The sequence below is a fragment of the Amycolatopsis deserti genome, from assembly GCF_014653945.1.
Taxonomy (GTDB): Bacteria; Actinomycetota; Actinomycetes; order Mycobacteriales; family Pseudonocardiaceae; genus Amycolatopsis_E; species Amycolatopsis_E deserti.
The window spans coordinates 1297002-1320350 of the sequence record NZ_BNAU01000002.1; the positions used below are offsets into that span (position 1 = coordinate 1297002).

The following is a 23349-nucleotide window of genomic DNA, read 5'->3' on the forward strand; positions in this document are numbered from 1 at the left end:
ACCACGAGGGCCGTCCGACGCTGGAGGACGTCGCCGCGTTCGCCGGGGTCTCCCGCTCGACGGCGTCCCGGGCGCTGAACGACGACCCGAACGTCAGCGCGCGTGCCCGGGAGGCGGTGCGCGCGGCGGCGGCCGATCTGGGCTATTCGCCGAACCAGGCGGCGCGGTCGCTGGTGACGCGGCGGACGGGCGCGGTGGCGGTGGTGCTGTCCGAGCCGGAGGAGGTCCTGCTCGGGGACCCGTACCGGACGGCGGTGATGCGCGCCGGCTACCAGGAGCTGGCCGCGACCGGGATCCAGATGGTGTTGATGTTCTGCGACGGGCGCGACGATTTGACGCGGACGATGCGCTTCCTGGAAGGCGGGCACGTCGACGGCGCGCTGGTGTTCGCGCCGCACCAGGCGGACCCGTTGCCGCGAGCGCTGCGGCTGCTGCGGTTGCCGGTGGTGTTCGGCGGTCCGGCCGGCGGGGTGGCACGCGGGGTGCACGTGATCGACTTCGACAACGAGTCCGGCGCGCGGCTCGCGGTGAAGCACCTGGTTTCGCGGGGCCGCCGTCGCATCGCGACGGTCGCCGGCCCGCAGGACCAGACCGCGGCGGTCCACCGGTTGTCCGGGTGGCGCAAGACCCTCGCCGACGCGGGCCTGGAGTCGGCGGGCCTGGCCGAGGAGGCCGACTTCACCCTGGACGGCGGCCGGGAGGCGATGGACCGCCTGCTGGCGCGGGAGCCTGAGCTGGACGCGGTGTTCGTCGCCAGCGACGTGATGGCCGCTGGGGTGCTGCAGTCACTGGGCGCCGCGGGCCGCCGCGTCCCGTCCGACGTCGCGGTCGTCGGTTTCGACGACCACCCGGCCCTGGCCGCCGCGATGAACCCCCCGCTGACCACGGTGCACCAGGACCCGGCCGCCCAGGTGCGCCAGATGGTGGCGACGCTGACTTCGTTGCTGGCCGGCGAAACGCTCCCCCCGCGGCGGCAGGTGCTGCCGGTGTCGCTGACCCTGCGCGAATCGGCGTAGATCGGTGTCCACTCAGGACTGGGCTGGGCCGAGCAGAGCCGCGACGGCGGCGGCCGCCTTCGCCGCGTCGGGTTCCTCCCCGACGATCAGATCGGCGTAGATGAACGACTCCGCGATGCGGGTCATCACGTACGCCGTGTCGCGCGCGGGAAGCGGCAACCGGAGACCGGAATCGGCCTCTTCGGCCTGGAGCAGTCCTTCGAACAGCGCGATCACGCGGGTCTGGTGCACACCGGCCCGGGTGGTGAGCAGCCGCAGCGCGCGGTCCCGCTCCCGGCGGAGGTAGGCCCGGAAGAACCCGGCGTCGATGATGGCGGCGCTGAAGGCGTGGAACACCGACACGACCCGCGTCACCCCGGTCCCCTCGGCGCCGCGGACGGCGCCCTGCCAGGTCGGCAGGCACAGCGACCAGATCACCTCGGACAGCAACTCGTCGCGGTTGCCCACCCAGCGGAACAGGGTCGCCCGGTCGACCCCGAGTTCCGCGGCCAGCGTCCCCATGTCGACCCGCTCACCGGCGAGGAAGGTGCGCCGCGCCGCCCGCAGGGCTTGGCGCGGCCCGGCGTGGCGACTCTCCTGTCCCGCGTAGAGCTCGCGGGACAGCCTGGTGAACGGCTCCCGGCGCGCGGACTCCACCGCAGCGTCCGACGCCAGCCTGCTCCAGGACACGTCTGTGCTCACAACGGCACTCTACGGCGACAGGACGTCTCCTGCAACATTTTCGAATGTGTTGCACGGACGCCGGTGCGCGGTTATCGTTCCCGGCACCCGAAGTGGATCCGATGTGGACAGAAAGGCAGCGATGATGCGCCTTCACCGTGTTCTCGCGGCGGCAGCCCTGATCGCCGTAGCCGTCGCCGTGCCGGCGCCCGCGGCCGCCGCACCGTCCTTTGCGCCGGTGGACCGCCCCGGACCGGTGCTCACCGTGCCCGCCGCGGAGCTGGCGAAGAGCATCACCTGCACGGCGAACGCGGCCGCGGCGACCGAAGACGTGGTGCTGTTCGTGCCCGGCACGACCCTGACCCCCCAGCAGGACTTCGGCTGGAACTGGTTCCGGGCGCTGGACCAGCTCGGCCGGCCCTACTGCGCGGTGACCCTGCCGGACCAGGCGATGTCCGACGCCCAGGTCTCCGCCGAGTACGTGGTCAACGCGATCCGGCACGTGCACCGGATCAGCGGACGCCAGGTGGACGTCGTCGGCCACAGCCAGGGCGGCACCGAACCCCGCTTCGCGCTGCGGTTCTGGCCGGACCTGCGCCCGATGGTCGACGACTACGTCGGACTCGGGGCGACCAACCACGGCAGCGTCGTGATCAACGCGATGTGCCCGCCGGTCCTCGGGTGCGCACCCGCGCTGTGGCAGCAGACGCTGAACTCGGCATACACCAGGGCGATGAACTCCGGTCAGGAAACCTTCCCGGGCATCTCCTACACGGCGGTCTACACCCGCACCGACGAGTTCGTGCAGCCCAACCTGGACGACAGCGGCACCACCAGCCTCCGCGGCGGGGGCGGGCGGATCACCAACGTGGCCGTTCAGGACGTGTGCCCGGCGAACGTGGCCGGGGAGCACCTCGCCGTCGGCACCTACGACCCGGCCGCGTACGCGATCGCGATGGACGCCCTGACGCATCCCGGTCCGGCCGACCCCGGCCGCGTGCCCCGCGAAGCGTGCGGACAGCTGTTCATGCCCGGAGTCGATCCGGCGCGGTTCGCGACCGACTACGCGGCGCTGACCGGTGTGATCGCCGAGCAGCTCGCCCTGCACAGCCGGGTGCCCGCGGAGCCGCCGCTCAAGCCGTACGTCTTCGCCACCCGCTGACGCGCGTCCGGTCCCGCCCCAGGGCGGGGCCGGACCCCCGCCTAACCGCCCACCGGTCCGATGTGGACGACCTTCGTGACGGTCATCTCGTCCAGCAGTTCGGGCCCGTAACCGAATCCCTCGCCGCTGGCCTTGCGTGGATGGGCCGCCCCGGCGGGCGCGCCGCCGAAGACGTTGTTCACCTTCACCGTCCCCACCGGCAGCTCCCGCCACGCGCGCTGCGCGTGCGCCATCGACTCGGTCAGCACCGTCGCCGTCAGGCCGTACCGGTCGTCGGCCGCCTCCTCGAGCGCCTGGTCGAAGCTGTCGACCACGCGCACCGGCGCGACCGGCCCGAACGTCTCCTCCGTCAGCACCCGCATGGACGGCGTGCACCCGCTCAGCACGGTCGCCGGGTAGTGCGCGCCCGGCCCGTCCGGCACCGTCCCGCCGGCCAGCAGCGAAGCGCCCTGCGAGACCGCGTCCTCGACGTGCGAGTGCACGTGCTCGCGCTGACGCTCGTCCACCAGCGGCGCCATCGGCACCTCCGCCGGACGCTTCCGCGCCTCGGCCACGAGCGCGTCCAGGAACTCGTCGGCGATCGCGCGGTGCACGTAGATCCGCTCGACCGACACGCAGATCTGCCCGGCGTTCGCGAACGCCCCCAGCGCGGCCTGCGCGGCCGCCCACGCCGGATCGACCCCGGCGTCGACGATGAGCGCGTCGTTGCCGCCGTTCTCCAGCAGCACCTTCGCCCCGGTCCGCGCCGCGGCCACCGCCACCGACCGGCCGGTCGCGGTGCTGCCGACGTGCGCGATCACGTCCACGTCCGCGGACTCCGCGAGCCACGCCCCGACCCGGCCGTCACCGTCCAGGCAGGTCAGCACGTCCGCCGGCAGGTGCCGCGCGAGCAGCTCGGTCAGCATCCGGCCCACGTGCGGGCACCGCTCGCTCGGCTTGTGCACCACCACGTTCCCGGTCGCCAGGGCCGCGCCGAGCAGCCCGCAAGCGACCGCGACCGGGTCGTTCCACGGCGTCAGCGCCACCACGACCCCGCGCGGCTCGGGCACCATCAGGTCGGTCGCGTCCCAGCCGCCCTGCAGGCTGCGCCCGCGGTGGGCCGGGCCCAGCTCGGCGTACTGCTCCAGGGTGCCCGCTCCGGCGAGCACGCCCTCGCGCGCCTCGTCGAGCAGCTTGCCGGTCTCACGGTGGTTCATCGCGGCCAGCTCGTCCGCCCGCTCACGCAGCTCGGCCGCCGCGGCCTTCAGCGCGGCGGCCCGCTCCCCCGCCGCCGTCCGCGCCCAGGCCGCGAACGCCGATCGCGCCGCGCGCACCGCCTCGGCGGCCTGCTGCTCGGTCGCGCTCCGCACGCGTCCCACCAGCTCACCGGTCGCGGGGTCGTGGACCTCGATGGCCGGGTCTTCCCGGGTCATCAGCTCAGTCATCGCACCTCCTGTCCGCGGTGCGAGTACCCCTGCTCTTCCCCCGCGACACCCGGGTGCGGTCAGCCCTCGGCGATCTGCTGCGCCTTCGCGTAGGCCAGCTGCAGGAAGTCGGCGCCGGTCAGCGCGGCCAGCGCGGCCGCGACCAGGCGCGTGAGGCGGGGTGCGAAGACGTGGCCGACGGTGAACCCGGTCACCACCCACATGTCGAGGCAGAACGGGCAGCTGAGCAGTTCGCCGATGCTGTGCCGGAGCCCGGAGGGCTTGCGCACCTCCTCCATCACCTCGGCGGGGCCGCCGGTGTCAGCGTATCGGGTGAACGGGGCGCGCAGGGGGCTGGTGACAGCGTCCTTGCTGATGGTGCGGGCCAGCTTGTGGGTACCCATCGCCATCAGGGCGATGTCGGACACCCGCAGGTCACGGGGCAGTTTCCGGCCGGTGAGCACGGCCGCGAGCGCCGCCGCCGCCACGAGCGAGGCGTAGACGAGCATGACGACCAGATAGCCGCCCAGCGGGCGGTCGTGGTTCCCCCGGTAGGCGTCGGCCTCGGTGCGACCCGCGGCGGCGAGGTCCCGAAGTACCGCGTGTTGCGCCATACGCTCTCCTGATGCTCGGCTGTTCGTGCGGCCACCGGGTACCCCCGGGGTGCGCGGGCAACCGCCCGGCCGCGAAGGAGGAGAAATGCCGCAACACAAATACCTCTTCCGACGCGCGACGCCCGAGGACGCCGACGCGATCCGGGATCTGGTCCACGCCGCGTACGCGAAGTGGGTGGACCTCATCCGGCGCGAACCCCTGCCGATGCAGACCGACTACCGGCAGGCCGTGACCGCGCACCAGATCGATCTGCTCTACGACGACGACCAGCTGGTCGCGCTGATCGAGATGATCCCGGCGGTGGACCACCTGCTGATCGAGAACGTCGCCGTCCGGCCCGCGGCGCAGGGCGCGGGATACGGGCGGCTCCTGATGCGGCACGCGGACCTGCTGGCCCAGTCGATGGGCCTGCACGGCGTGCGGCTCTACACCAACGCGCTGTTCACCGAGAACATCCGCTTCTACCGGCGGCTGGGCTACCGGGTCGACCGCGAGGAGCCGTTCCTCGACGGGGCTCTGGTGCACATGAGCAAGGCGGTCTGATCACTTGTCCTTGTGCGGCTTCTTCTGCGGCCCCTTGCCCTCGTTCTTGTCCTGACCCTTGCCCTTGCCGTTGCCCCGGCTGTCCGGCCCGGCCGGCGTCTCCTCGGCCTGGGTGACCGGGGCCGTCTTCGCCACCGGCGCCGGCGCGTCGCTCGTCACCGGCGGCGGGGCCACCGAAACCGGTGCGGGCGCCGGAACGGAGGCGGCGGGGACCTCCGCGGTGGAGCCGTTGAGGAGCGTGAACGCGAGAGCGGCCGCGGCGGCCGTCACCGCGGACCCGGCGGCCACCGCCAGCCGGCGACGCGGCCTCACCACGGCCAGCGGCCGCGTCACCCCGCCGAGCACGGCCGCCACTTCCCGCGCCGGCGGCCGTGCGTCCGGGTCGCGATCTCCCATGCGCCGCAACAGGTCCGCGAGGTGCGGCGGCAGGCCGTCCGGCACCGCGGGCGGGCGGAGCAACCGCGCCACCGCGGACTCGGTGAGCGAGCCCGGGTACTCGCGCCGCCCGGACAGGCACTCCAGCAGCACCAGTGCCAGCGAGTAGACGTCCGCGGACGGTCCGACCGGTTCCCCGCGGACCTGCTCGGGCGCCATGTAGGCGGCGGTGCCGACGACGGTGCCGGTCGTGGTGAAGCGGGTGCTGTCATGGCCCTGCGCGATGCCGAAGTCGCCGAGCACGGCCCCGTCCGACGCGAGCAGGATGTTGGCCGGCTTGACGTCACGGTGCGTGATGCCGGCGCGGTGGACGTAAGCCAGGGCGTCCGCCAGGCGCGCGCCCAGCTCGATCGTCTCGTCCACGCTGAGCGGTCCCTCGGCGATGCGGTCCGCCAGCGTCGGGCCGTCGACCAGGCGCATCACGAAGAAGACGCGCCCGTCGCGGACGCCGGAGTCGTAGAGCGGCACCAGCGCCGGGTGCCGCAGCCGGTCCAGGATGCGGAACTCCTGCGCCTGCCTCCGCTGCTGGGCGGGCGTCGGGCCGGCGTGGAAGAGCTTGACCGCGACCTCGCGTTCGGCGACGCGGTCCCACGCGCGGTGCACGTCGGCACTGCCACCGCCACCGATCCGCTCCTCGAGCCGGTACCGCTCGCCCATGTCCACGAGGAATCGCTACCCCTGCGCGGGTACGGGCAAACCCCGCCAGGAGTGGCCTGGACGACACCGATCGGCAAGAGTGGGGCGATGAGCAGCGCAGAGGTGCGGGACGGCGTGTCGTTGACGAACCTGGACCAGTCACTGTTCGCCGACGCCGGCGCCACGAAGCGCGACCTGGTGGACTACCTGGACGCGGTCGCCGACCGGATGATCGCCGCCCTGCGGGACCGGCCGCTGTCGGTGGTCCGGCTGCTGCGCGCCCAGGACCCGTTCATGCAGAAGAACCTGCCGAAGTACACGCCGGAGTGGGTGCCGCGGGTGAGCATGTGGGCGGAGAGTTCGCACCGGCAGGTGTCGTACGCGCTGTGCAACGACCGCCGGACGCTGCTGTGGTTCGGCAACCAGCGGGCGATCGAGTACCACCCGACGCTGGGCACCGCGGGGCACCTGGAGCGGCCCACGCACCTGGTGCTGGACCTGGACCCGCCGGAGGGGTCGGACGCCTTCGGGCTGGCCGTGCGCGCGGCGCACCTGGTGCGCCAGGCCTTGGCCGACTGCGGGCTGGCGGGCGCGGTGAAGACGAGCGGGTCCAAGGGCGTGCACATCTTCGTGCCGGTGCGCGGCGCCGACGCGGAGCAGGCCGCCGCGGCGACCCGGGCGCTGGCCGCCCGCGCCGAGAAGCTCGACCCGGACCTGGCGACGACGGCGTTCATCCGCGAGGACCGCGGGGGCAAGGTCTTCCTCGACTCGACGCGCGCCGGCGGCGCGACGGTCGTGGCGGTGTACAGCCCGCGGGTGCGCCCCGGACTGCCCGTGTCGTTCCCCGTGCCGTGGGAGGACCTCGACAACGTGCACCCGAGGGACTTCACCCTGCGCGAGGCCCTCCGGCTGCTCGGTTCGGGTGACCCGTGGACCGAGTCGCTGCCGGAGCCGCAGGAGCTGCCGGAGGAGCTGGTGGAGCACGGCCGGACCATCCCGATCGCCCGCGTCCAGGCGATGCACGAGGGCAAACGCCGGGCCCGCGCCCGCCGCGAGCAGGGCTCCTGACCAGGCCGGAGTCCGCCTCGTGCCGTGCCACGCTTGTGCTCCGGCACCGGGTCCGCCCCGGTGAGCGGGGCGAGCCGCTCCACCGCCCGCCACTGGTCCGGCCCACGTCTGCCCGGCCAGTGCTCCTAGCCGCGCGGGGTCTCCGAGCGGAAGCTGTGCCCCAGCTCCGGCCCGAGGCCGAAGTAGTGCCGGAAGTTGTAGATCAGCGGGCTCCACTCCCCCGGATCGATGTGCTGCGTCCCCGGCACCACCAGCCGCGACTCGCAGTGCACGCGCAGCACCTCCGCCTGCACCACGACGAAACCGCCCGTGCACCCTTCGCCCACCTCGACCGCGCGCGCTTCCATCGCGATCGGGCAGTCCGCCACCCGCGGCGGCCGGACCAGGTCGGAGTCCACCGGCCGCAGCCCGGCCGCCCCGAACTTGTCCGCCTCGTGCCGGAACGCGCCGCGCTTGTGGTCCGGCACCGGGTCCGCCCCGGTGAGCGGGGCGAGCCGCTCCACCGCCCGCCACTGGTCCGGCCCCGGCAGGTTGATCACCAGGTCCGGACGTGCCCGGAGGTTGGCCACCGTGTGCGACGCCGCGGCCAGCCCGAGGACGACCACCTGGCCGAGCGCCCAGGCCGAGGACATGGGTGCGAGGTTGGCGCTGCCGTCGGCGTTCTCGGTGGACAGCAGCACCACCGGGGTGCCGAAGTACAGGATCTTCGGGCTGATCACGACGTGCCCGTCCGTCAAAGCCTTCATGCCGCCCACGCTAGGAACGAAACGTGTCGGCCGCGGCCGAACCGGTCCTGCCACGAGAACCGGCCGACCGTGTGGTCGGGATGACAGGATTTGAACCTGCGACCCTCCGCTCCCAAAGCGGATGCGCTACCAAGCTGCGCCACATCCCGGTCGCCCCAGAGGCCGGGGCGGTGCGATCACTCTAGCGTGAGCCGCTAGACTCGCAGACGCGCCCGTGCGATGCGGGTGCATGCGGGCGTAGCTCAATGGTAGAGCCCCAGTCTTCCAAACTGGTGGTGCGGGTTCGATTCCCGTCGCCCGCTCTCGGTGTCTTCTGTTCGTTGGTACGGTCGCCAGGTGCCGCGGCTGATCTTGCTCAACGGGCCACCCGCGTGTGGCAAGTCGACCCTCGCCGGGCGGTATGTGGACGAGCACCCGCTGGCGCTGAACCTCGACGACGACCGTCTGCGGAGCCTGATCAGCCGCTGGCGCGACGACCCGCGTACCGCCGGCCGGCTTGCTCGCGACGTCGCGCTCGCTGCCGCACGCGCCCACCTGACATCCGGCCACGATGTGGTGGTTCCGCAGTTCCTGGGCCGGACGACGTTCATCGAACAGCTCGACGGCTTGGCGCGCGAGGTGGACGCCACGTTCCACGAGATCGTGCTGCTCGACAGCAAGGAGAACACGCTGAGGCGCTTCGCGGAGCGCACGCGGGCGGCGGCGGATCCACTGCACGTCGAGGCCCAGGAGATGATCGAGCGCGGTGGCGGGTTCGACGACTTGCCGGTGATGTACGACCGGTTGATGGCGGTGATCGCCGCACGGCCGGCAGCGCGGATCGTCCACATCGAGGAAGGTCAGGTGGACCGGACCTACCAAGCCTTGCTGCGCAACCTTGAGTGAGGCAGACGAACAGCTGCGCGCCGACGTCGAGATCCTCTGGCGCTACCACCACCTGGACCACGAGCCCCGGCGGGCCGACGTCGGCATCGGGCTCGGGAGTCATGATCTCGGCGTCGCCGGCTATACCGCGGAGCTTTACCACGCGGGGCGGTTTCCGCTGGTCGTCTTCACCGGGGCCAACGCGCCCACCACCGTCGACCTGTTCCCGCGTGGGGAAGCCGTCCACTTCGCCGAGCACGCGTGCGCCCGAGGGGTGCCGGCCCGCGAGAACATCACCTTCACCCGCGAACTGCTCCGCGATCAAGACATCCGCGATGTCACGCTCATCTCGCGCCCTTACCAGCAACGCCGCGCCTACGCGACCTGCCGCAGGCTCTGGCCCGAGGTCGACATCGTCTGCGCCGCGAAGCCCGCACAATGCATCACCGTCTACGCCGAGCGCGGCTTCGCCATCCCGCAACCCCTCCCCGCGACCGTCCGGGCCGCCCTGCAACGCCTCATCGACGCCGGCTTCACCAAGCGCCTGGTCTAGCGGTTCCCCGGGATGCGCCCAGCCGGTCAGCCCGGGACAGCCAGTGACGACACGCACTCCCGGCACCGCGGCAGTTTGCGCCACGCGTGGGTCCGGTCGGACGGGATGCAGCGCCTCCCGCAGTTGGACCTCAGCCCCGTCCTCGGGTGGTAGTCGCGCGCTGGGGAGACCCAGTGGGTGGCCCCGGCCTCGCTGTCGGGGAGCCAGCCCCAGTAGACGCACAGTTCCAAAGGCGATCTGCCGTGCATGCGCGGCATCCTCGCCGGGCGTCAGCACAACGAACCACAGCCACACCGCCGGTAACGCACCGCTTACGCAGGCGCCCCCACTGTTTACCCGGACACCTGCCGCGCCGTCGCCATCGCGCGCTCGGTCTCCCAGAACGCCCGCATCGACCGGACCAGACCGTCGGCACCCACCCGGTACACGAACACGCCCTCGGTATCCACCCGGTACCCGCCGGGCAGGTATGTCGTGATCGTGCCGACGTTCGCCACCTCGTCACCCGCCGCGAAGGAATCCTTGATCACGAACTCGAACCGCTCGACCTTCGCGATCGTCAGCTCCCAGAACGCCGCGATCCCCTCGTGCCCGTGGTGCCCGCGGCCCTCCTCGTCGAACATCGACTTGCCGACCGGGTCCTCGACCACCGCGTCTGCAGCGAACAACGCCAGCCACTCGTCCTTGGCGCCGCGGCAGGTCGCGTTCATCGACTTCCACGACGCGACCCGCGCCGGCGGTTGCTCGGCATCGACGTCCCAGCACACCTGAACACCCATGGCACACCCCTTCAGAACCGGGAAATGATCTCGTCGGCGAACTTGCGGATCGCGTCCTTCTTCGGGCCGATCGGATCGCCGAACCCGACACCCTCGAACACCCACGGCTGCGTCACGATGTCGGTCACGCCGATCTCGGCCTGCGCGCGGTAGCCGTCCAGCCCGAACCGGTCGATGCACACCGCCTGGATCTCGAACGGCACGTCGGCCCGCCCGTACTCGGCGCGCAACTCCGCCAGCCGCGCGATCGTCGAGCGCAGGTCGTCGAACTTCATCATCGCCGAGGACCAGCCGTCGCCCACCCGCGCGGCGCGCTTCAACGCCACTTCGGTGTGCCCGCCGATGTAGAACGGCACGTGCTCCGACGGCGCCGGGCTCATCTGAAGCTTGTCGAAGTCGAAGTACTCGCCGTGGTACTCGACCATCCCGCCGTCCAGGATCAGCCGCAGCACCTCGATCGCCTCGTCCACGCGCTTGCCGCGGTTGGCGTACGGCGCGCCGCACCACTCGAACTCCTCCGGCGACCAGCCCACCCCGAGCCCGAGCCCGAACCGGTTGCCGGACAGCACCGCGACCGACCCGACCTGCCGCGCGAGCAGCACCGGGTTGCGCGAGCCGAGCTTGAGCACCGACGTGTAGAACTCGATCCGCTCGGTCACCGCGGCCATCGTCGCGACCGCCACCAGCGGGTCCGCCCACGGCGTGTCCGCGGTCCAGAACCGGCTGCCGTCCGGCGTGTACGGGTACTCGGCGGACACGTGCTCGGAGTAGAACAGCGAGTCCGGCAGTGCGATCGAGGAGAAGCCGCACTCCTCGGCGGTGCGCGCCAACTCGGTGAACTGGTCCAGGGGGTTCATCGCGACCGAGAGGGTGAACTTCATGCGCCCGAGACTATAACGTGTTCTAGTTTTCGTCGAGAGCGGAACCGCTTGCCCCGCGATTCCCGCAGGTCACAGACTGGGCGGATGATCCAGGAATTCGCCGGCGAGGTGGCGTCGAACTACGCGAGGTTCCGCCGCGGGTACCGGCCGGAGGTCTTCGACCTGCTGGCGGCGGAGTTCCCGCTCGGCCGGGTGCTCGACCTGGGTTGTGGCACCGGCCAGCTGACCGCGCCGATGGCCGCCCGGGCCGGCGCGGTGATCGGCATGGACCCCTCGCCCGACATGCTCGCGCAGGCCCGCGCGGCGGAGATCCCCAACGTCGTCTGGGTGGTCGGCGCGGACACCGACGTGCCGGCCCTGGAGCCGCTGCTCGGCCCGGGCAGCCTCGACCTGGTCACCATCGGCCAGGCGCTGCACTGGATGGATCCCGGCCCGCTGTTCGCCGCGCTGACCCGGCTGCTGCGGCCCGGCGGCGGGGTCGCGGTGATCGCCAACGGCACGCCGGTGTGGACGCAGCACAGCCGGTGGGCGACGGCGATCCGGCAGGTGTCCGGCCGCTGGCTGGGCGCGCTGGAGTTCCCGGCGTGCGGCAGCAGCGAGGACGAGCGCGCGCACTACCGCGAGCTGCTCGACCGGGCCGGGTTCAGCCGGGTGCGGGAACATCGTCTTGATCACACCGAACGGCTGAGCCTCGACGAAGTGGTCGGCGCCTTCTACTCCGCCAGGGCTCTGGAGAAGCTCGACGCCGCAGGTCGGCGCGGTTTCGACGCCGATCTGCGGGCTGAGCTGCTGGCCGCCGAACCCGGGGGCGTGTTCAGGGAGGAAGTGCCCGTGCGCGTGCTGTGCGGAACCTGGGAACCAACGGCGTAGCGTCCGCGTTGTCCGGTTCAAGACACCGAACTTCCGGGAGTAAGCCATGGGCACCACGATCACCGTGATCGTGCTCCTCGTCCTCATCGTGGGCGGCATCGCCTACTTCGCGAAGGCTCAGGCCGCCACCCGGCGGCGCCAGCTCGACGACGCCAAGGCCGACGCGCGGCGCCTGGTCGAGCGCCTGGGCGGGCAGGTGCTGAACCTCGTGGGTTCGAACGAGCCGGCGAAGCAGGCGCTGGCCGACGCGTCCGAGCGCTACAACGCGGCGGGCTCGCAACTGGAGCAGGCGCAGACGGCCGAGCAGGCCAAGCTCGTCAAGGAGACCGCCCTGGAGGGCCTCTACTACGTGCGCGCGGCCCGCGAGGCGATGGGCATGGACCCGGGCCCCAAGCTGCCCGAGGAGACCGAGCGCGAGCGCGCCGGCAAGGTCACCGAGCACCGCAGCGTCGACGTCGAGGGCAGGCACTACGAGGCCTCGCCGAACCCGGGCGACAACACGCCGTACTACTACCCCGGCGGCCGCGTGGCCGGGCGCCCGGTGCCGCAGGGCTGGTACAGCGAGCCGTGGTGGAAGCCGGCGCTCGTGGCCGGCGCGTGGGGCCTGGGCTCGATGTTCCTGTTCAGCGCGATGTTCAGCGGCATGGCGGGCATCGCCAGCGCCGAGGCGTGGGAGTCCGGCTACGACGCCGGCCAGGAAGACGCCATCGGCGACGCCGGCGGTGACATGGGTGACGCCGGTGGCGACGCGGGCGGAGACTTCGGCGGAGACATGGGCGGCGACTTCGGCGGTGGCGATTTCGGTGGCGGGGACTTCGGCGGCTTCGGCGACTTCTGATTCACCGCACAGCGGGCCGGACGCGCAGTCCGGCCCGCTTTTCTACGCCGCCTGGCAGACCGGGCACCAGTAGAGGTTCCGCCCGGCCAGCTCGGTGTGCGCGACCGGCGAGCCGCAGACCAGGCACGGCTGCCCGGTGCGCCGGTAGACGTAGACCTCGCCGCCGTGCCGGTCCTGCCGCGGCGCGCGGCCGGTGACCTCGGGCAGGTGCTCGTCGTCCACGGTGTCGATGCGGCCGATCCGCACGCCCTTGCGCATCAGCGTCACGAGGTCGGTCCACATCTCCTTCCACTGCACCTGGTCCAGCGCCCGGCCGGGCACCATCGGGTTGATCCGGTGCCGGAACAGCACCTCGGCCCGGTAGACGTTGCCGACTCCGGAAACGACGCTCTGGTCCATCAGCAGCGCGGCGATCGACGTGCGGGACGCCGAGATCCGCCGCCACGCCTCGTCCGGGCGGGCGTCGCGGCGCAGCGGGTCCGGGCCGAGGCGCGCCTTGATCGCGTCGACCTCGTCCGGGGTCAGCAGCTCGCACCGGGTCGGTCCGCGCAGGTCCGTCCAATGTGTCCGGCCGGTGAGCCTCAACCGGACCTGCCCGACCGGCGGGGTTTCCGGCAGCTTGGCCTCGGTGAACGTGCCGTAGAGTCCCAAGTGGACGTGCACGGACCCGAGCGGGCCGAAGTCGTGGAACAGGTGCTTGCCGTAGGCCTCCGCCTTGAGCATCACCTGACCGTCCAAAAGGGCCGCCTCGCTCGCGAAGCGGCCCTGCGGACTGGAGACGCCCACCGGCGCGCCCGCGTAGCGCCGCTGGTGCAGGCGGGCGAGCCGGTGGAGGGTGTGCCCTTCGGGCATCAGGCAGGCAGCGGCGGCGGCGTGCCGGTGCGCTCGTAGTCGAGCATCTGCTGCACGCGACGGCCGTGCCGCGCGTCCTCCGACGGCGGGGTGTTCAGGAACGTGTCGACGATCGCGGTGGCCTCTTCGACCGTGTGCATGCGGGCGCCGATGCCGATCAGCTGCGCGTGGTTGTGCTCGCGGGCGAGCGCGGCGATCTCCGGCTTCCAGGCCAGCGCGGCCCGGGCGCCCTTCACCTTGTTCGCGGCGATCTGCTCACCGTTGCCCGAACCGCCGATGACGATGCCCAGGCTGCCCTCGTCCGCCACCACTCGGCGGGCGGTCTCGATGCAGAAGGCCGGGTAGTCGTCGGCGGCGTCGTAGACGGCCGGGCCGATGTCGGTGACCTCGTGGCCCTGGCCCTTCAAGTACTCGACCAGGTGGTTCTTCAGCTCGAAGCCGGCGTGGTCTGATCCCAAGTAGACGCGCACGGGTTGGAGTCTCGCATCCGGGCCGCAGCCGGGCATGCTGGGGGGTGTGGACGTGTTCGCCCAGGACGGGCATGACCTGCGGGTGGAGTGGGGCGCGGAGGGGGTCGCCGGGCTGGGGCGGGAGTGCGCGGTGCTGGTCGTCGTGGACGTCCTGTCGTTCAGCACGACGGTGGACCTCGTGACGGGCCGGGGTGGCCGGGTGCGCCCGCTGCGGTGGCGCGGCGGCCGGGTGCCGCGGCCGGCCGCGGTCGGGCCGGATCCGGGACTGCTCGACCTGCCGTCCCCGAACGGCGCGACCCTGTGCGCCGCGGTCGCCGAGACGGGCGCGACGGTGCTCGTGGGCTGCCTGCGCAACGCCACCGCGGTCGCGGCCGCCGCGGACCGGCTGGCCGGCGCGCGCCCGATCGGCATCATCCCGGCCGGCGAACGCTGGGGCATCAACATCACGACGACCGCGTCCGCCGGGCCGCTGCGCCCGTGCGTGGAGGACCTGCTCGGCGCGGGCGCGATCGCCGCCGCCCTGTCCGGCCGCTCCGCCTCCCCCGAGGCTCTGCTGGCCGCCACCGCCTACCGCGGCACCGACATCGGCGAAGCCCTGCGAGGATGTGCTTCCGGCCGGGAACTCGCCTGCAACGGCCACCGGCGGGACGTCGAGCTCGCCGCCGCGGTGGACGTCAGCGCGACGGTCCCCGTCCTCGTCGACGACCTGCTGGAGGCCGCGTGACCTGGCTCGAACTCGCCGACGGCGTGCACGCCCGGCGCTACGAGCACCTGGACCAGACGCTCGGGCTGGTCGTCGGCACCGAGCGGTGCCTGGTGATCGACACCGGCGGCGACGAGGTGCAGGGCGCGGCCTTCGCGGCCGAGATCCGTGAGATCACCGCCCTGCCGTGGACGGTGGTGATCACCCACGCCCACTTCGACCACCACTTCGGCACCGCGGCGTTCCTGCCCTGCCCGGTGTGGGCGCACGAACGCTGCCGCGACGCCCTGGAACGCGAGGGCGAGTCGGACCGGACCGAGTGGGTGCGCCGGTTCGCGGGCAAACCCGAAGCCGACCGGCTCGCCGCGGCCCGCCTGGTGCTGCCGGACCACCTGGTCACCGACCGCGTCCAGCTCGACCTCGGCGGCCGGGTCGTCCAGCTGGTCCACCCCGGCGTGGCGCACACCGACCACGACGTGGCCGTGCACGTGCCGGACGCCGGGATCCTCTTCGCCGGTGACCTGGTCGAGCAGGGCGCGCCGCCGTCGGTTGGGCCGGACGCGCACCCGGCGAGCTGGCCCGCAGCGCTGGACCGGCTGCTCGCCCTGCGCCCCGCCACGATCGTGCCGGGGCACGGCGACCCGGTGGGCCCGGATTTCGTGGCCGCCCAGCGGGACGAGCTCAGTCGAAGTTGAGCTCGCCGGTGCGGGTGCGCTTCAGCTCGTAGAAGTCGGGGTAGCTCGCCAGCAGCCGGGCACCGTCGAACACCTTCACGGCGTCCTCGCCGCGCGGGATCGAGCTGAGCACCGGCCCGAAGAACGCGACCCCGTCGATGTGGATGGTCGGCGTGCCGACGTCCATGCCGACCGGGTCCATGCCCTCGTGGTGGCTCTTCTTCAGCGCGTCGTCGTACTCGGCGGAGTCGGCCGCCGAGGCGAGGTCGGCGGGAGCGCCCACGGCCTCCAGCGCCTGGCGGATGACCTCGGGGATGTCCTTGTTGCCCTGGTTGTGGTAGCGGGTGCCGAACTCGGTGTAGAAGTCGCGCAGGATCGCCTCGCCCTTCTCCTGCGCGAGCGCCGTGGCCACGCGCACCGGGCCCCACGCCTTCTCGAGCAGCTCCTTGTACTCCGCCGGGAGGTCGCGCCCGCTGTTGAGGACCGCGAGGCTCATGACGCGGAAGTTCAGGTCGAGGTCGCGCTGCTTCTCCACCTCGAGGATCCAGCGTGAGCTGATCCAGGCGAACGGGCAGACGGGGTCGAAGTAGAAGTCCACGCGTGTGCGCTCTGCGGTCATGGGTGTTCTCCCTGTGGATGCCGGGGCTGTCAATCCGGCCAACAGCGCGCGGAGTGCACTTGTTCCCCGCCCGGACATGATTGGATAGCGGGATCACCGAGAATGACAACCGCGAGCGTTTCCGAGGTGCCTGTGCCCGCCCCTAACCTGACCCGTGACCAAGCCAAACAGCGTGCCGAGCTGCTCGAGGTCGAGTCCTACGACATCGCCCTCGACCTCACGGACGGTAACGGCGGCCCGGGCGAGAGAAGCTTCGACTCGAAGACCACCATCCGGTTCGCCGCCACCAAGCCGGGCGCGAGCACGTTCGTCGACATCGTCGCCGGCTCCGTCCGCTCGGCGACGCTGAACGGCCGGGCGCTGGACGTCTCCGGCTACACCGAGGAGAACGGCGTCGAGCTGCCGGACCTGGCCGCGACCAACGAGCTGGTCGTCGAGGCCGACTGCCGCTACATGAACACCGGCGAGGGCCTGCACCGGTTCGTCGACCCGGTCGACGACGCCGTGTACCTGTACACGCAGTTCGAGACGGCCGACGCCAAGCGCATGTTCGCCTGCTTCGACCAGCCCGACCTCAAGGCCACCTACCGGCTCACGGTCACCGCGCCCAGCGACTGGAAGGTCGTGTCCAACGCGCCGGTGGAGAGCACCGAGAAGACCGCCGAGGGCGCCACCCGCACGGTCTTCGCGACCTCGGAGCGCATCTCCACCTACCTGGTGGCGCTGATCGCCGGCCCGTACGCGGAGTGGCACGACCAGTACACCGACGAGCACGGCACGATCCCGCTGGGCATCTACTGCCGCGCGTCGCTGGCCGAGCACATGGACGCCGAGCGGCTGTTCACCGAGACCAAGCAGGGTTTCGGCTTCTACCACAAGGCGTTCGACACGCCGTACCCGTTCCGCAAGTACGACCAGCTGTTCGTGCCGGAGTTCAACGCGGGCGCGATGGAGAACGCGGGCGCGGTGACGTTCCTGGAGGACTACGTCTTCCGCAGCCGGGTCACCCGCTACGCCTACGAGCGGCGCGCCGAGACGCTGCTGCACGAGATGGCGCACATGTGGTTCGGCGACCTGGTCACCATGCGCTGGTGGGACGACCTGTGGCTGAACGAGTCGTTCGCCACGTTCGCCAGCGTGCTGGCGCAGGCCGAGGCGACCGAGTACGTGCACGCCTGGACCAGCTTCGCCAACATCGAGAAGTCCTGGGCCTACCGGCAGGACCAGCTGCCCTCGACGCACCCGATCGCGGCCGACATCGTGGACCTGCAGGCCGTCGAGGTGAACTTCGACGGCATCACCTACGCCAAGGGCGCCAGCGTGCTCAAGCAGCTGGTCGCCTACGTCGGGCTGGACCACTTCCTGGCCGGGCTGCGGGTGTACTTCGGCAAGCACGCGTGGGGCAACGCGACGCTGGCCGACCTGCTCAGCGCGCTGGAGGAGGCCTCCGGCCGCGACCTGTCCGGCTGGAGCGCGCAGTGGCTGGAGACCACCGGCCTGAACTCGCTGCGGCCGAAGTTCGAGACCGACGCCGAGGGCCGGTTCACGTCGTTCGCGGTGCTGCAGACCGGCGCCAAGCCGGGCGCCGGTGAGCTGCGCACGCACCGCATCGCGGTCGGCATCTACGACGACAAGAACGGCAAGCTCGTGCGCAAGCAGCGGGTGGAGCTGGATGTCGAGGGCGAGCGCACCGAGGTGCCGGACCTGGTGGGCCAGCCGGCGGGCAGGCTGGTGCTGGTCAACGACGACGACCTGACCTACTGCACGATGCGCCTGGACGCCGGTTCGCTGACCACGCTGGTCGACCGGATCGCCGACATCACCGAGCCGCTGCCGCGCACGCTGTGCTGGTCGGCGGCGTGGGAGATGACCCGCGAGGCCGAGCTGAAGGCGCGGGACTTCCTGCAGATCGTGCTGCACGGCATCCACGCGGAGACCGAGGTCGGCGTCGTGCAGCGGCTGCTGCTGCAGGCGCAGACCGCGCTGAACTCCTACGCGCAGCCGTCGTGGGCGGCGGCCGAGGGCTGGCCGCAGTTCACGCGCAGGCTGCTGGAGCTGGCCCGCAGCGCCGAGCCGGGCTCGGACCACCAGCTCGCGTTCGTCAACTCGCTGACCGGTTCGGTCCTGGACGACGCGACGCTCGACGTGCTGGCCGGCTGGCTCGACGGTTCGGAGCCGCTGGAGGGCCTGGTGGTCGACGCGGACCTGCGCTGGCGCCTGCTGAACGCGCTGGTGGCCCACGGCCGGGCCGCCGACGAGGAGATCGACGCCGAACTGGCCCGCGACGACACGGCGACGGGCCGCCGCCACGCCGAACACGCCCGCGCCCTGCGGCCCACCCCCGAGGCGAAGGCGGAAGCCTGGCAACGCGCGGTCTACGACGACGACCTCCCGAACGCGACGAGCAACGCCATCATCGGCGGCTTCTCCCACCCCGGGCAGAAGGACCTGCTGACGGGCTACGTGAGCACGTACTTCGCCGCCATCGACGAGGTCTGGTCGCGCCGGTCGAGCGAACGGGCCCAGCCGACGGTGGTCGGGCTGTTCCCGGCTTGGGCTGTTGAGCATGCGACGGTGCAGGCCGCGGACGAGTGGCTGGCGGGCGAGCACCCGGCCGCACTGAGGCGGTTGGTTTCGGAGGGCCGGGCCGGCATCGTGCGAGCACTGGCGGCACGGGAATTCGACGAGGGCTGAGAAAAGGGAGAAGGGCGCCGGGCCGACATGGCTCGGCGCCCTAGTTCTTTTTCTGCTTTCGACACCGCAAGCCGGCAACGCAAGAAGACCGACTACCCCAACCAGACCTCCCCCGCCCCCGATCCACAGCCTGCTTTTGGTCGCCGATCAGGCGTGTCAAGGTACTCTTTCCCGCCTTGACACGCCTGCTCGGCGACCGAAACACAATCAGGCATCGGGGGCGGGGGTGGTCGTAAGGTGACCTTTCGGCGCCGTAAGGCGCTCTTTGGAACCCGCCCGCAGGGCGGGCTCTTCGCCTGCTCAAGGCGCCGGTTTAAAGATCAAGGGATGTCCTCGCCGGACGGGCAGGCTCCGGGATGACGGGGACCGTTGTCGTCTCACCTCGGGTGGGTGGGAGCCGGGTGGTCATCCCGTCGCCTGCGGTTTGTGCATATCACCTTGAGCCAGGGCCGCAAGGTTGGCATGTTCGGCCGCCGGCGGGTGCCTGGGTTGCGGCCCTGGCTCAAGGTGATCGTTCCGGTGTCAGGCGACGGGATGAACACCCAGCTCCGCTTTGTGTTCAAAGCGCCTCGCGGCGCAAAAAAAAGGGGGGCGGCCGCTGCGCGACCGCCCCCTTGTTGTTGCCCTAGTGCTTGGGTGCGGAGCCGGCCTGGTCGGCCAGCATGCGCAAGCCCGAGACGAGCCCGCCGATGAGGTCGCCCTCCTTGAAGGACGCCACCATGCTCATCACGGCCAGCTTCGCGCCGCGGTCGGGCAAGCGGCGGATCGCGTCGGAGCCCGTCACGATCTCCACCACCCGCTCGCCCGGGGACACCGCGATCAGCACGGCGTTGGCGGAGTTCGGCTCGATCCGCGCGTGCAGCTCTTCCGCGCGGGCCCGGCTCTCGGAGCCCAGCTCGCCGAGGTACACGCTGAAGTCGAGCCCGGTCTCCCGGCTCGCCAGCGTCAAGGCTTCGTCCAGACGGGCCAACTGGACGGTGCTGAATGGGCTGGATGGAGCAGCGGGCTCGTACATCCGGGCCACCGAGCGGCGACCGGTCGCCGTAATGGCGACCCCGATCTCCAGCTCCTCGTCCGATCCTGGCTGTCGGGTCAGCTCACCAGCTGCCACGGGCTCCTCCTGCCGCCGTCACGCGCGCGTTCCCGCTCGCGTCCCTGTTCTCCACCGGTTCGCCGGAGTGCGTGTCGTGCACGGTCCCGATACCTTCCGGGTTGCCGCTCCACCACATCGGCGGGTACTCCCAGGCCTGGCCGGGCCGGTAGCGCGGCGTGCCGGTCAGCTTCGACCGCAGGGTGAGCACGCTGATCACCCCGTAGATCGCGGCCGGGATCAGCGCGAAGATCAGGATCGTCTCTCCGATGTTCACGCGTGAAGAGTAGCCCGACGAGCCCTGGACCGCCGAAGCCGGTCGCGACCGCTCGTCGCGTGGGGGCCGCCGTCCGCCGAGCGTAGCGACGCCGTTGGCGCGATGGGCTGAAGAGCGGTCGGACGAAAGGTTGCAACTCAACGTACAGCCGGCCGCACCCGGCGCGATTGCCTTGTCCGGTGGCCCAGTTCCTCGTAGCTTTTTCACCTGTACGGGCCTTGCGCCCCGCTCCCCTTCCCAATGAGTAACGCACAGGTCCCTGGAGGACAGATCATGTACCTGCTCCGTACCCTCGCTCAGACCAACGACGACCACGCTCCGTCACTGATCGACACGGCGAACGGCTGCTCCACGCGGGGCACGCGTGTGACGCGTGGCACAAGGGTCACTGCCGGTACCCGAGTCACCCGCGGTACCCGCGTCACCAGGGGAACCCGCGTCACCGCCGGCACCCGCGTGACCCGCGGCACGCGAGTCACCCGTGGCACGCGAGTCACGATGGGCACCCGCGTCACGCGGGGCACCCGAGTCACCCGCGGCACGCGCGTCACCGCCGCCTGAGACCCGTCCCCGCCCGGAACTGACCCCGAACCACCACCAAGACGAAGACGTCGGAACGCCCCGGCTCACCACCACAGCCGGGGCGCCGGTGTGCGCGCGATCAGGCCGCCACGCCGAGGTAGGGCTTCCACAGCGGATCCGCGTCCCCGGAGTGCACGAGCAACCGCCAGTGCGGGCCCCGCGGCGCCGTCGGCACCACCCGCAACTGCCAGCCCAGCTCCTCCAGGAGCCGGTCGGCCTTGCGGCGGTTGCACTTCGCGCAACACGCCACGCAGTTCTGCCAGCTGTGCGGACCGCCCTTGCTGCGCGGCAGCACGTGGTCGATCGTCTCGGCCCGCCCGCCGCAGTACGCGCACTTGTAGCGGTCCCGGTGCATCAGCCCGGCCCGCGTCAGCGGCACCTGCGCCCGGTAGGGCACCCGCACGTAGGTCGACAACCGGATCACCGACGGCACCGGCAGCGACAGCGTCGCCGCGTGCAACGTCAGGCCACCCGGGTCGCCGTGCACGACCTCCGCCTTCCCGCACATGACCAGCACCACAGCCCGCCGCAGCGGGAGCGCGGTCAGCGGTTCGAACGTGGCGTTGAGCAGCAGCACGCGCCTGCGGCCCATGGAAAAAGCCCCGGGGGTGGTCGGACCGGCCGGATCCCGCCCTCTACGCTGACCCGAGGGTCGGCTCACGCGGCCGCCTCTTGGGGGTGGCCCACTGGGCTGAGGTCCGCCGCCGGGCGGCCCCTGACCCTGATGAGCACACAGGGCTACCTCCGGCGCCTGCCCGCCCACCGCTTGGTCGGGGGCGCCGAGGGGGATCGGTTGTCGGTCTGGCACTCGACCACCTCCACCGGTGCAGCCATAGTCGACCACAGATCACACCCGATGCGCACCTGTGTTAGAAGACGTGTCCTGTGAAATTCGTTCGACGTCTGCGTGACGACGGGCGAAAACGGCCAGAAAGGGATCCCCGAGCCCCGTGACGCCGCTGCTCAACGAAGCACCCGAGTGCATCGACCAACCGGGCACCTGGTGCTATCAAGTGTTCCAGATCACGCACAACGAGTGGCTGGCGGCCTCCGCCAACTGGCTGATCGCCAAGCCGCTGCGGATCATCCTGATCCTGCTCGTCGCGATGATCATCCGGTTCCTGCTGCACAAGCTGATCGACCGGGTCACCACCATGCCGCGCGGCAACGGCGGCAAGCTGCCCACCATCCTGCGTCCCCTGCGCGAGCGCGCCCCCGACATCCTCGGCCCGGTCGTGGCCGAGCGGCGCCGCCAGCGGGCCAAGACGATCGGGTCGGTGCTCAAGTCGCTGACCTCGTTCGTCGTGCTCGGGCTCGCCGCGATCTACATCCTCGGCGAGCTGGGCATCAACCTCGGGCCGCTGCTCGCCTCGGCCGGTGTGGTCGGCATCGCGCTCGCGTTCGGCGCCCAGAACCTGGTCAAGGACTTCCTGTCCGGGATGTTCATGATGCTGGAGGACCAGTACGGTGTCGGCGATGTCGTGGACATCGGGCCGGCCACCGGCACGGTCGAGTCGGTCGGCCTGCGCATCACCACGATCCGCGACGTCAAGGGCACCGTCTGGTACGTCCGCAACGGCGAGGTGACCCGGGTCGGCAACTCCAGCCAGGGCTACGCGATCGCCCTCGTGGACGTGCCGCTGAGCTACAACGCCGACGTCGAGCGCGCCACCGCCGTGCTCACCGAGGCCGCCCACACCGCGGCCGCGACCGAGCCGCTGTCGGTCGACCTGCTGGAAGAGCCCGAGGTGCTCGGTGTGGAGAAGGTCACCCCGGAGAGCATCGAGCTGCGGCTGACGGTCAAGGTGCGGCCGGGCCGGCAGTGGGCCGTGCAGCGGCAGCTGCGTGCGGCCTGCCTCACGGCACTGGAGGAAGCCGGCTTCCTCTCCACCGCGACCACGGCATGATGGAAGGGTGACCGGTATGAGCGACCCCCAGTCCTTCTTCGAAGCCGTCGGCGGGGAACCGACCTTCCGCAAGATCGTCGCGCGGTTCTACGCCGAGGTGGCGAAGGACGAGGTGCTGCGGCCGATGTACCCCGAGGAGGACCTCGGGCCGGCCGAGGACCGGCTGCGGCTGTTCCTGATGCAGTACTGGGGTGGCCCCCACACCTACTCCGACCAGCGCGGACACCCGCGGCTGCGGATGCGGCACGCGCCGTTCAAGATCGGCCCCATCGAGCGCGACGCCTGGCTGCGCGCGATGCGGATCGCGGTCGACGAGGCCGGGCTGCCGGAGCCGCTGGAGACCCAGCTGTGGAACTACCTCGAGATGGCCGCCCACAGCATGATGAACAGCTGGGTCTGACCGGCCCCGCGC

Annotated in this window: 26 protein-coding genes and 2 tRNA genes; 14 read left to right on the plus strand and 14 right to left on the minus strand. The window is 71.6% G+C overall.

Going from position 1 to position 23349, the window contains the following annotated elements; all coding sequences use genetic code 11:
* Nucleotides 1-20: 20 nt before the first annotated feature.
* Complete coding sequence (locus tag IE290_RS14535) at nucleotides 21-1016, plus strand: LacI family DNA-binding transcriptional regulator (RefSeq protein WP_191245181.1); 996 nt, start codon at nucleotides 21-23, stop codon at nucleotides 1014-1016.
* Nucleotides 1017-1028: 12 nt separating this feature from the next.
* On the opposite strand, the gene IE290_RS14540 is transcribed toward IE290_RS14535, so the two are convergent.
* Nucleotides 1029-1697, minus strand: coding sequence for a QsdR family transcriptional regulator (locus IE290_RS14540; protein WP_229874478.1), 669 nt, complete (start codon nucleotides 1695-1697; stop codon nucleotides 1029-1031).
* 121 nt (nucleotides 1698-1818) lie between these two features.
* On the opposite strand from IE290_RS14540, the gene IE290_RS14545 reads away from it, so the two are divergent.
* Nucleotides 1819-2838, plus strand: a complete 1020-nt coding sequence (locus IE290_RS14545) for an esterase/lipase family protein (RefSeq protein WP_229874479.1) — start codon at nucleotides 1819-1821, stop codon at nucleotides 2836-2838.
* A 41-nt stretch (nucleotides 2839-2879) separates the two neighbouring features.
* Here IE290_RS14545 and IE290_RS14550 read toward each other — a convergent pair whose 3' ends face one another.
* Together IE290_RS14550 and IE290_RS14555 are read right to left on the minus strand one after the other, a co-directional pair.
* Entirely contained in the window at nucleotides 2880-4262 is a 1383-nt protein-coding gene (locus tag IE290_RS14550; RefSeq protein WP_191245047.1) for an aldehyde dehydrogenase family protein, read from the minus strand.
* A gap of 59 nt (nucleotides 4263-4321) precedes the next feature.
* The gene (locus IE290_RS14555) at nucleotides 4322-4855 is read right to left on the minus strand and encodes a DUF1360 domain-containing protein (RefSeq protein WP_191245048.1); all 534 of its coding nucleotides are present in this window, start codon (nucleotides 4853-4855) and stop codon (nucleotides 4322-4324) included.
* 85 nt (nucleotides 4856-4940) lie between these two features.
* On the opposite strand from IE290_RS14555, the gene IE290_RS14560 reads away from it, so the two are divergent.
* The gene (locus IE290_RS14560; RefSeq protein ID WP_191245049.1) at nucleotides 4941-5399 is read left to right on the plus strand and encodes a GNAT family N-acetyltransferase; all 459 of its coding nucleotides are present in this window, start codon (nucleotides 4941-4943) and stop codon (nucleotides 5397-5399) included.
* Here the strand turns inward: IE290_RS14560 and IE290_RS14565 are convergent, their stop codons facing one another.
* Nucleotides 5400-6491 (minus strand): serine/threonine-protein kinase, encoded by a 1092-nt coding sequence (locus IE290_RS14565; RefSeq protein WP_191245184.1) that lies wholly within the window; start codon nucleotides 6489-6491, stop codon nucleotides 5400-5402. It lies immediately after the preceding gene.
* Between the two features lie 87 nt (nucleotides 6492-6578).
* Here IE290_RS14565 and IE290_RS14570 point away from each other — a divergent pair, with 87 nt between their 5' ends.
* Nucleotides 6579-7538, plus strand: coding sequence for a DNA polymerase domain-containing protein (locus IE290_RS14570; RefSeq protein ID WP_191245050.1), 960 nt, complete (start codon nucleotides 6579-6581; stop codon nucleotides 7536-7538).
* A gap of 125 nt (nucleotides 7539-7663) precedes the next feature.
* On the opposite strand, the gene IE290_RS14575 is transcribed toward IE290_RS14570, so the two are convergent.
* Nucleotides 7664-8284: a flavin reductase family protein gene (locus IE290_RS14575; RefSeq protein ID WP_191245051.1), complete on the minus strand. Its 621-nt coding sequence runs from the start codon at nucleotides 8282-8284 to the stop codon at nucleotides 7664-7666.
* Between the two features lie 72 nt (nucleotides 8285-8356).
* Nucleotides 8357-8433, minus strand: a tRNA-Pro gene (locus tag IE290_RS14580).
* 82 nt (nucleotides 8434-8515) lie between these two features.
* Between IE290_RS14580 and IE290_RS14585 the strand changes: the two genes are divergently transcribed.
* From IE290_RS14585 to IE290_RS14595, 3 genes are all read left to right on the plus strand, one after another.
* Nucleotides 8516-8586 (plus strand) — tRNA-Gly (locus tag IE290_RS14585).
* Between the two features lie 34 nt (nucleotides 8587-8620).
* Nucleotides 8621-9169 carry an AAA family ATPase gene (locus tag IE290_RS14590; RefSeq protein ID WP_191245052.1) on the plus strand — a complete coding sequence of 183 codons (549 nt, stop codon included), beginning with the start codon at nucleotides 8621-8623 and terminating at the stop codon, nucleotides 9167-9169.
* Nucleotides 9162-9701 (plus strand): YdcF family protein, encoded by a 540-nt coding sequence (locus IE290_RS14595; RefSeq protein WP_229874481.1) that lies wholly within the window; start codon nucleotides 9162-9164, stop codon nucleotides 9699-9701. Before IE290_RS14590 ends, IE290_RS14595 begins: the two co-directional genes overlap by 8 nt.
* Before the next feature lie 332 nt (nucleotides 9702-10033).
* On the opposite strand, the gene IE290_RS14600 is transcribed toward IE290_RS14595, so the two are convergent.
* Both IE290_RS14600 and IE290_RS14605 read right to left on the minus strand, forming a co-directional pair.
* Nucleotides 10034-10480, minus strand: a complete 447-nt coding sequence (locus IE290_RS14600) for a nuclear transport factor 2 family protein (RefSeq protein WP_191245053.1) — start codon at nucleotides 10478-10480, stop codon at nucleotides 10034-10036.
* 11 nt (nucleotides 10481-10491) lie between these two features.
* Entirely contained in the window at nucleotides 10492-11361 is an 870-nt protein-coding gene (locus IE290_RS14605) for an LLM class F420-dependent oxidoreductase (protein ID WP_191245054.1), read from the minus strand.
* A gap of 84 nt (nucleotides 11362-11445) precedes the next feature.
* On the opposite strand from IE290_RS14605, the gene IE290_RS14610 reads away from it, so the two are divergent.
* Together IE290_RS14610 and IE290_RS14615 are read left to right on the plus strand one after the other, a co-directional pair.
* Entirely contained in the window at nucleotides 11446-12231 is a 786-nt protein-coding gene (locus IE290_RS14610; RefSeq protein ID WP_191245055.1) for a class I SAM-dependent methyltransferase, read from the plus strand.
* A gap of 46 nt (nucleotides 12232-12277) precedes the next feature.
* Entirely contained in the window at nucleotides 12278-13069 is a 792-nt protein-coding gene (locus IE290_RS14615) for a hypothetical protein (protein ID WP_191245056.1), read from the plus strand.
* Nucleotides 13070-13111: 42 nt separating this feature from the next.
* On the opposite strand, the gene IE290_RS14620 is transcribed toward IE290_RS14615, so the two are convergent.
* Nucleotides 13112-13921, minus strand: a complete 810-nt coding sequence (locus tag IE290_RS14620; protein ID WP_191245057.1) for an Fpg/Nei family DNA glycosylase — start codon at nucleotides 13919-13921, stop codon at nucleotides 13112-13114.
* Entirely contained in the window at nucleotides 13921-14391 is a 471-nt protein-coding gene (locus IE290_RS14625) for a ribose-5-phosphate isomerase (RefSeq protein ID WP_191245058.1), read from the minus strand. Before IE290_RS14625 ends, IE290_RS14620 begins: the two co-directional genes overlap by 1 nt.
* A gap of 46 nt (nucleotides 14392-14437) precedes the next feature.
* Here IE290_RS14625 and IE290_RS14630 point away from each other — a divergent pair, with 46 nt between their 5' ends.
* Complete coding sequence (locus IE290_RS14630; protein WP_191245059.1) at nucleotides 14438-15115, plus strand: 2-phosphosulfolactate phosphatase; 678 nt, start codon at nucleotides 14438-14440, stop codon at nucleotides 15113-15115.
* Entirely contained in the window at nucleotides 15112-15789 is a 678-nt protein-coding gene (locus IE290_RS14635) for an MBL fold metallo-hydrolase (RefSeq protein WP_191245060.1), read from the plus strand. Before IE290_RS14630 ends, IE290_RS14635 begins: the two co-directional genes overlap by 4 nt.
* Here the strand turns inward: IE290_RS14635 and IE290_RS14640 are convergent.
* The gene (locus tag IE290_RS14640) at nucleotides 15776-16387 is read right to left on the minus strand and encodes a mycothiol-dependent nitroreductase Rv2466c family protein (protein WP_191245061.1); all 612 of its coding nucleotides are present in this window, start codon (nucleotides 16385-16387) and stop codon (nucleotides 15776-15778) included. The two genes, IE290_RS14635 and IE290_RS14640, sit on opposite strands and share 14 nt — an antisense overlap.
* Before the next feature lie 132 nt (nucleotides 16388-16519).
* On the opposite strand from IE290_RS14640, the gene pepN reads away from it, so the two are divergent.
* Entirely contained in the window at nucleotides 16520-19081 is a 2562-nt protein-coding gene (gene pepN / locus IE290_RS14645) for an aminopeptidase N (protein WP_191245186.1), read from the plus strand.
* Nucleotides 19082-19706: 625 nt separating this feature from the next.
* On the opposite strand, the gene IE290_RS14650 is transcribed toward pepN, so the two are convergent.
* The 3 genes from IE290_RS14650 to IE290_RS14660 all read right to left on the minus strand — a co-directional run bounded on the left by IE290_RS14650 (nucleotide 19707) and on the right by IE290_RS14660 (nucleotide 21607).
* Nucleotides 19707-20192: a DUF5130 family protein gene (locus tag IE290_RS14650; protein ID WP_191245062.1), complete on the minus strand. Its 486-nt coding sequence runs from the start codon at nucleotides 20190-20192 to the stop codon at nucleotides 19707-19709.
* A complete protein-coding gene (ctaJ, locus tag IE290_RS14655; protein WP_017987644.1) occupies nucleotides 20179-20448 on the minus strand; it encodes an aa3-type cytochrome oxidase subunit CtaJ in 270 nt (89 codons plus the stop codon). Before ctaJ ends, IE290_RS14650 begins: the two co-directional genes overlap by 14 nt.
* Before the next feature lie 661 nt (nucleotides 20449-21109).
* Entirely contained in the window at nucleotides 21110-21607 is a 498-nt protein-coding gene (locus IE290_RS14660; RefSeq protein WP_191245187.1) for an HNH endonuclease, read from the minus strand.
* A 373-nt stretch (nucleotides 21608-21980) separates the two neighbouring features.
* On the opposite strand from IE290_RS14660, the gene IE290_RS14665 reads away from it, so the two are divergent.
* On the plus strand, nucleotides 21981-22937 hold the full coding sequence (locus IE290_RS14665) for a mechanosensitive ion channel family protein (RefSeq protein ID WP_191245063.1): 957 nt from the start codon (nucleotides 21981-21983) through the stop codon (nucleotides 22935-22937).
* Nucleotides 22938-22953: 16 nt separating this feature from the next.
* Nucleotides 22954-23337: a globin gene (locus IE290_RS14670; protein ID WP_191245064.1), complete on the plus strand. Its 384-nt coding sequence runs from the start codon at nucleotides 22954-22956 to the stop codon at nucleotides 23335-23337.
* Nucleotides 23338-23349 lie beyond the last annotated feature (12 nt).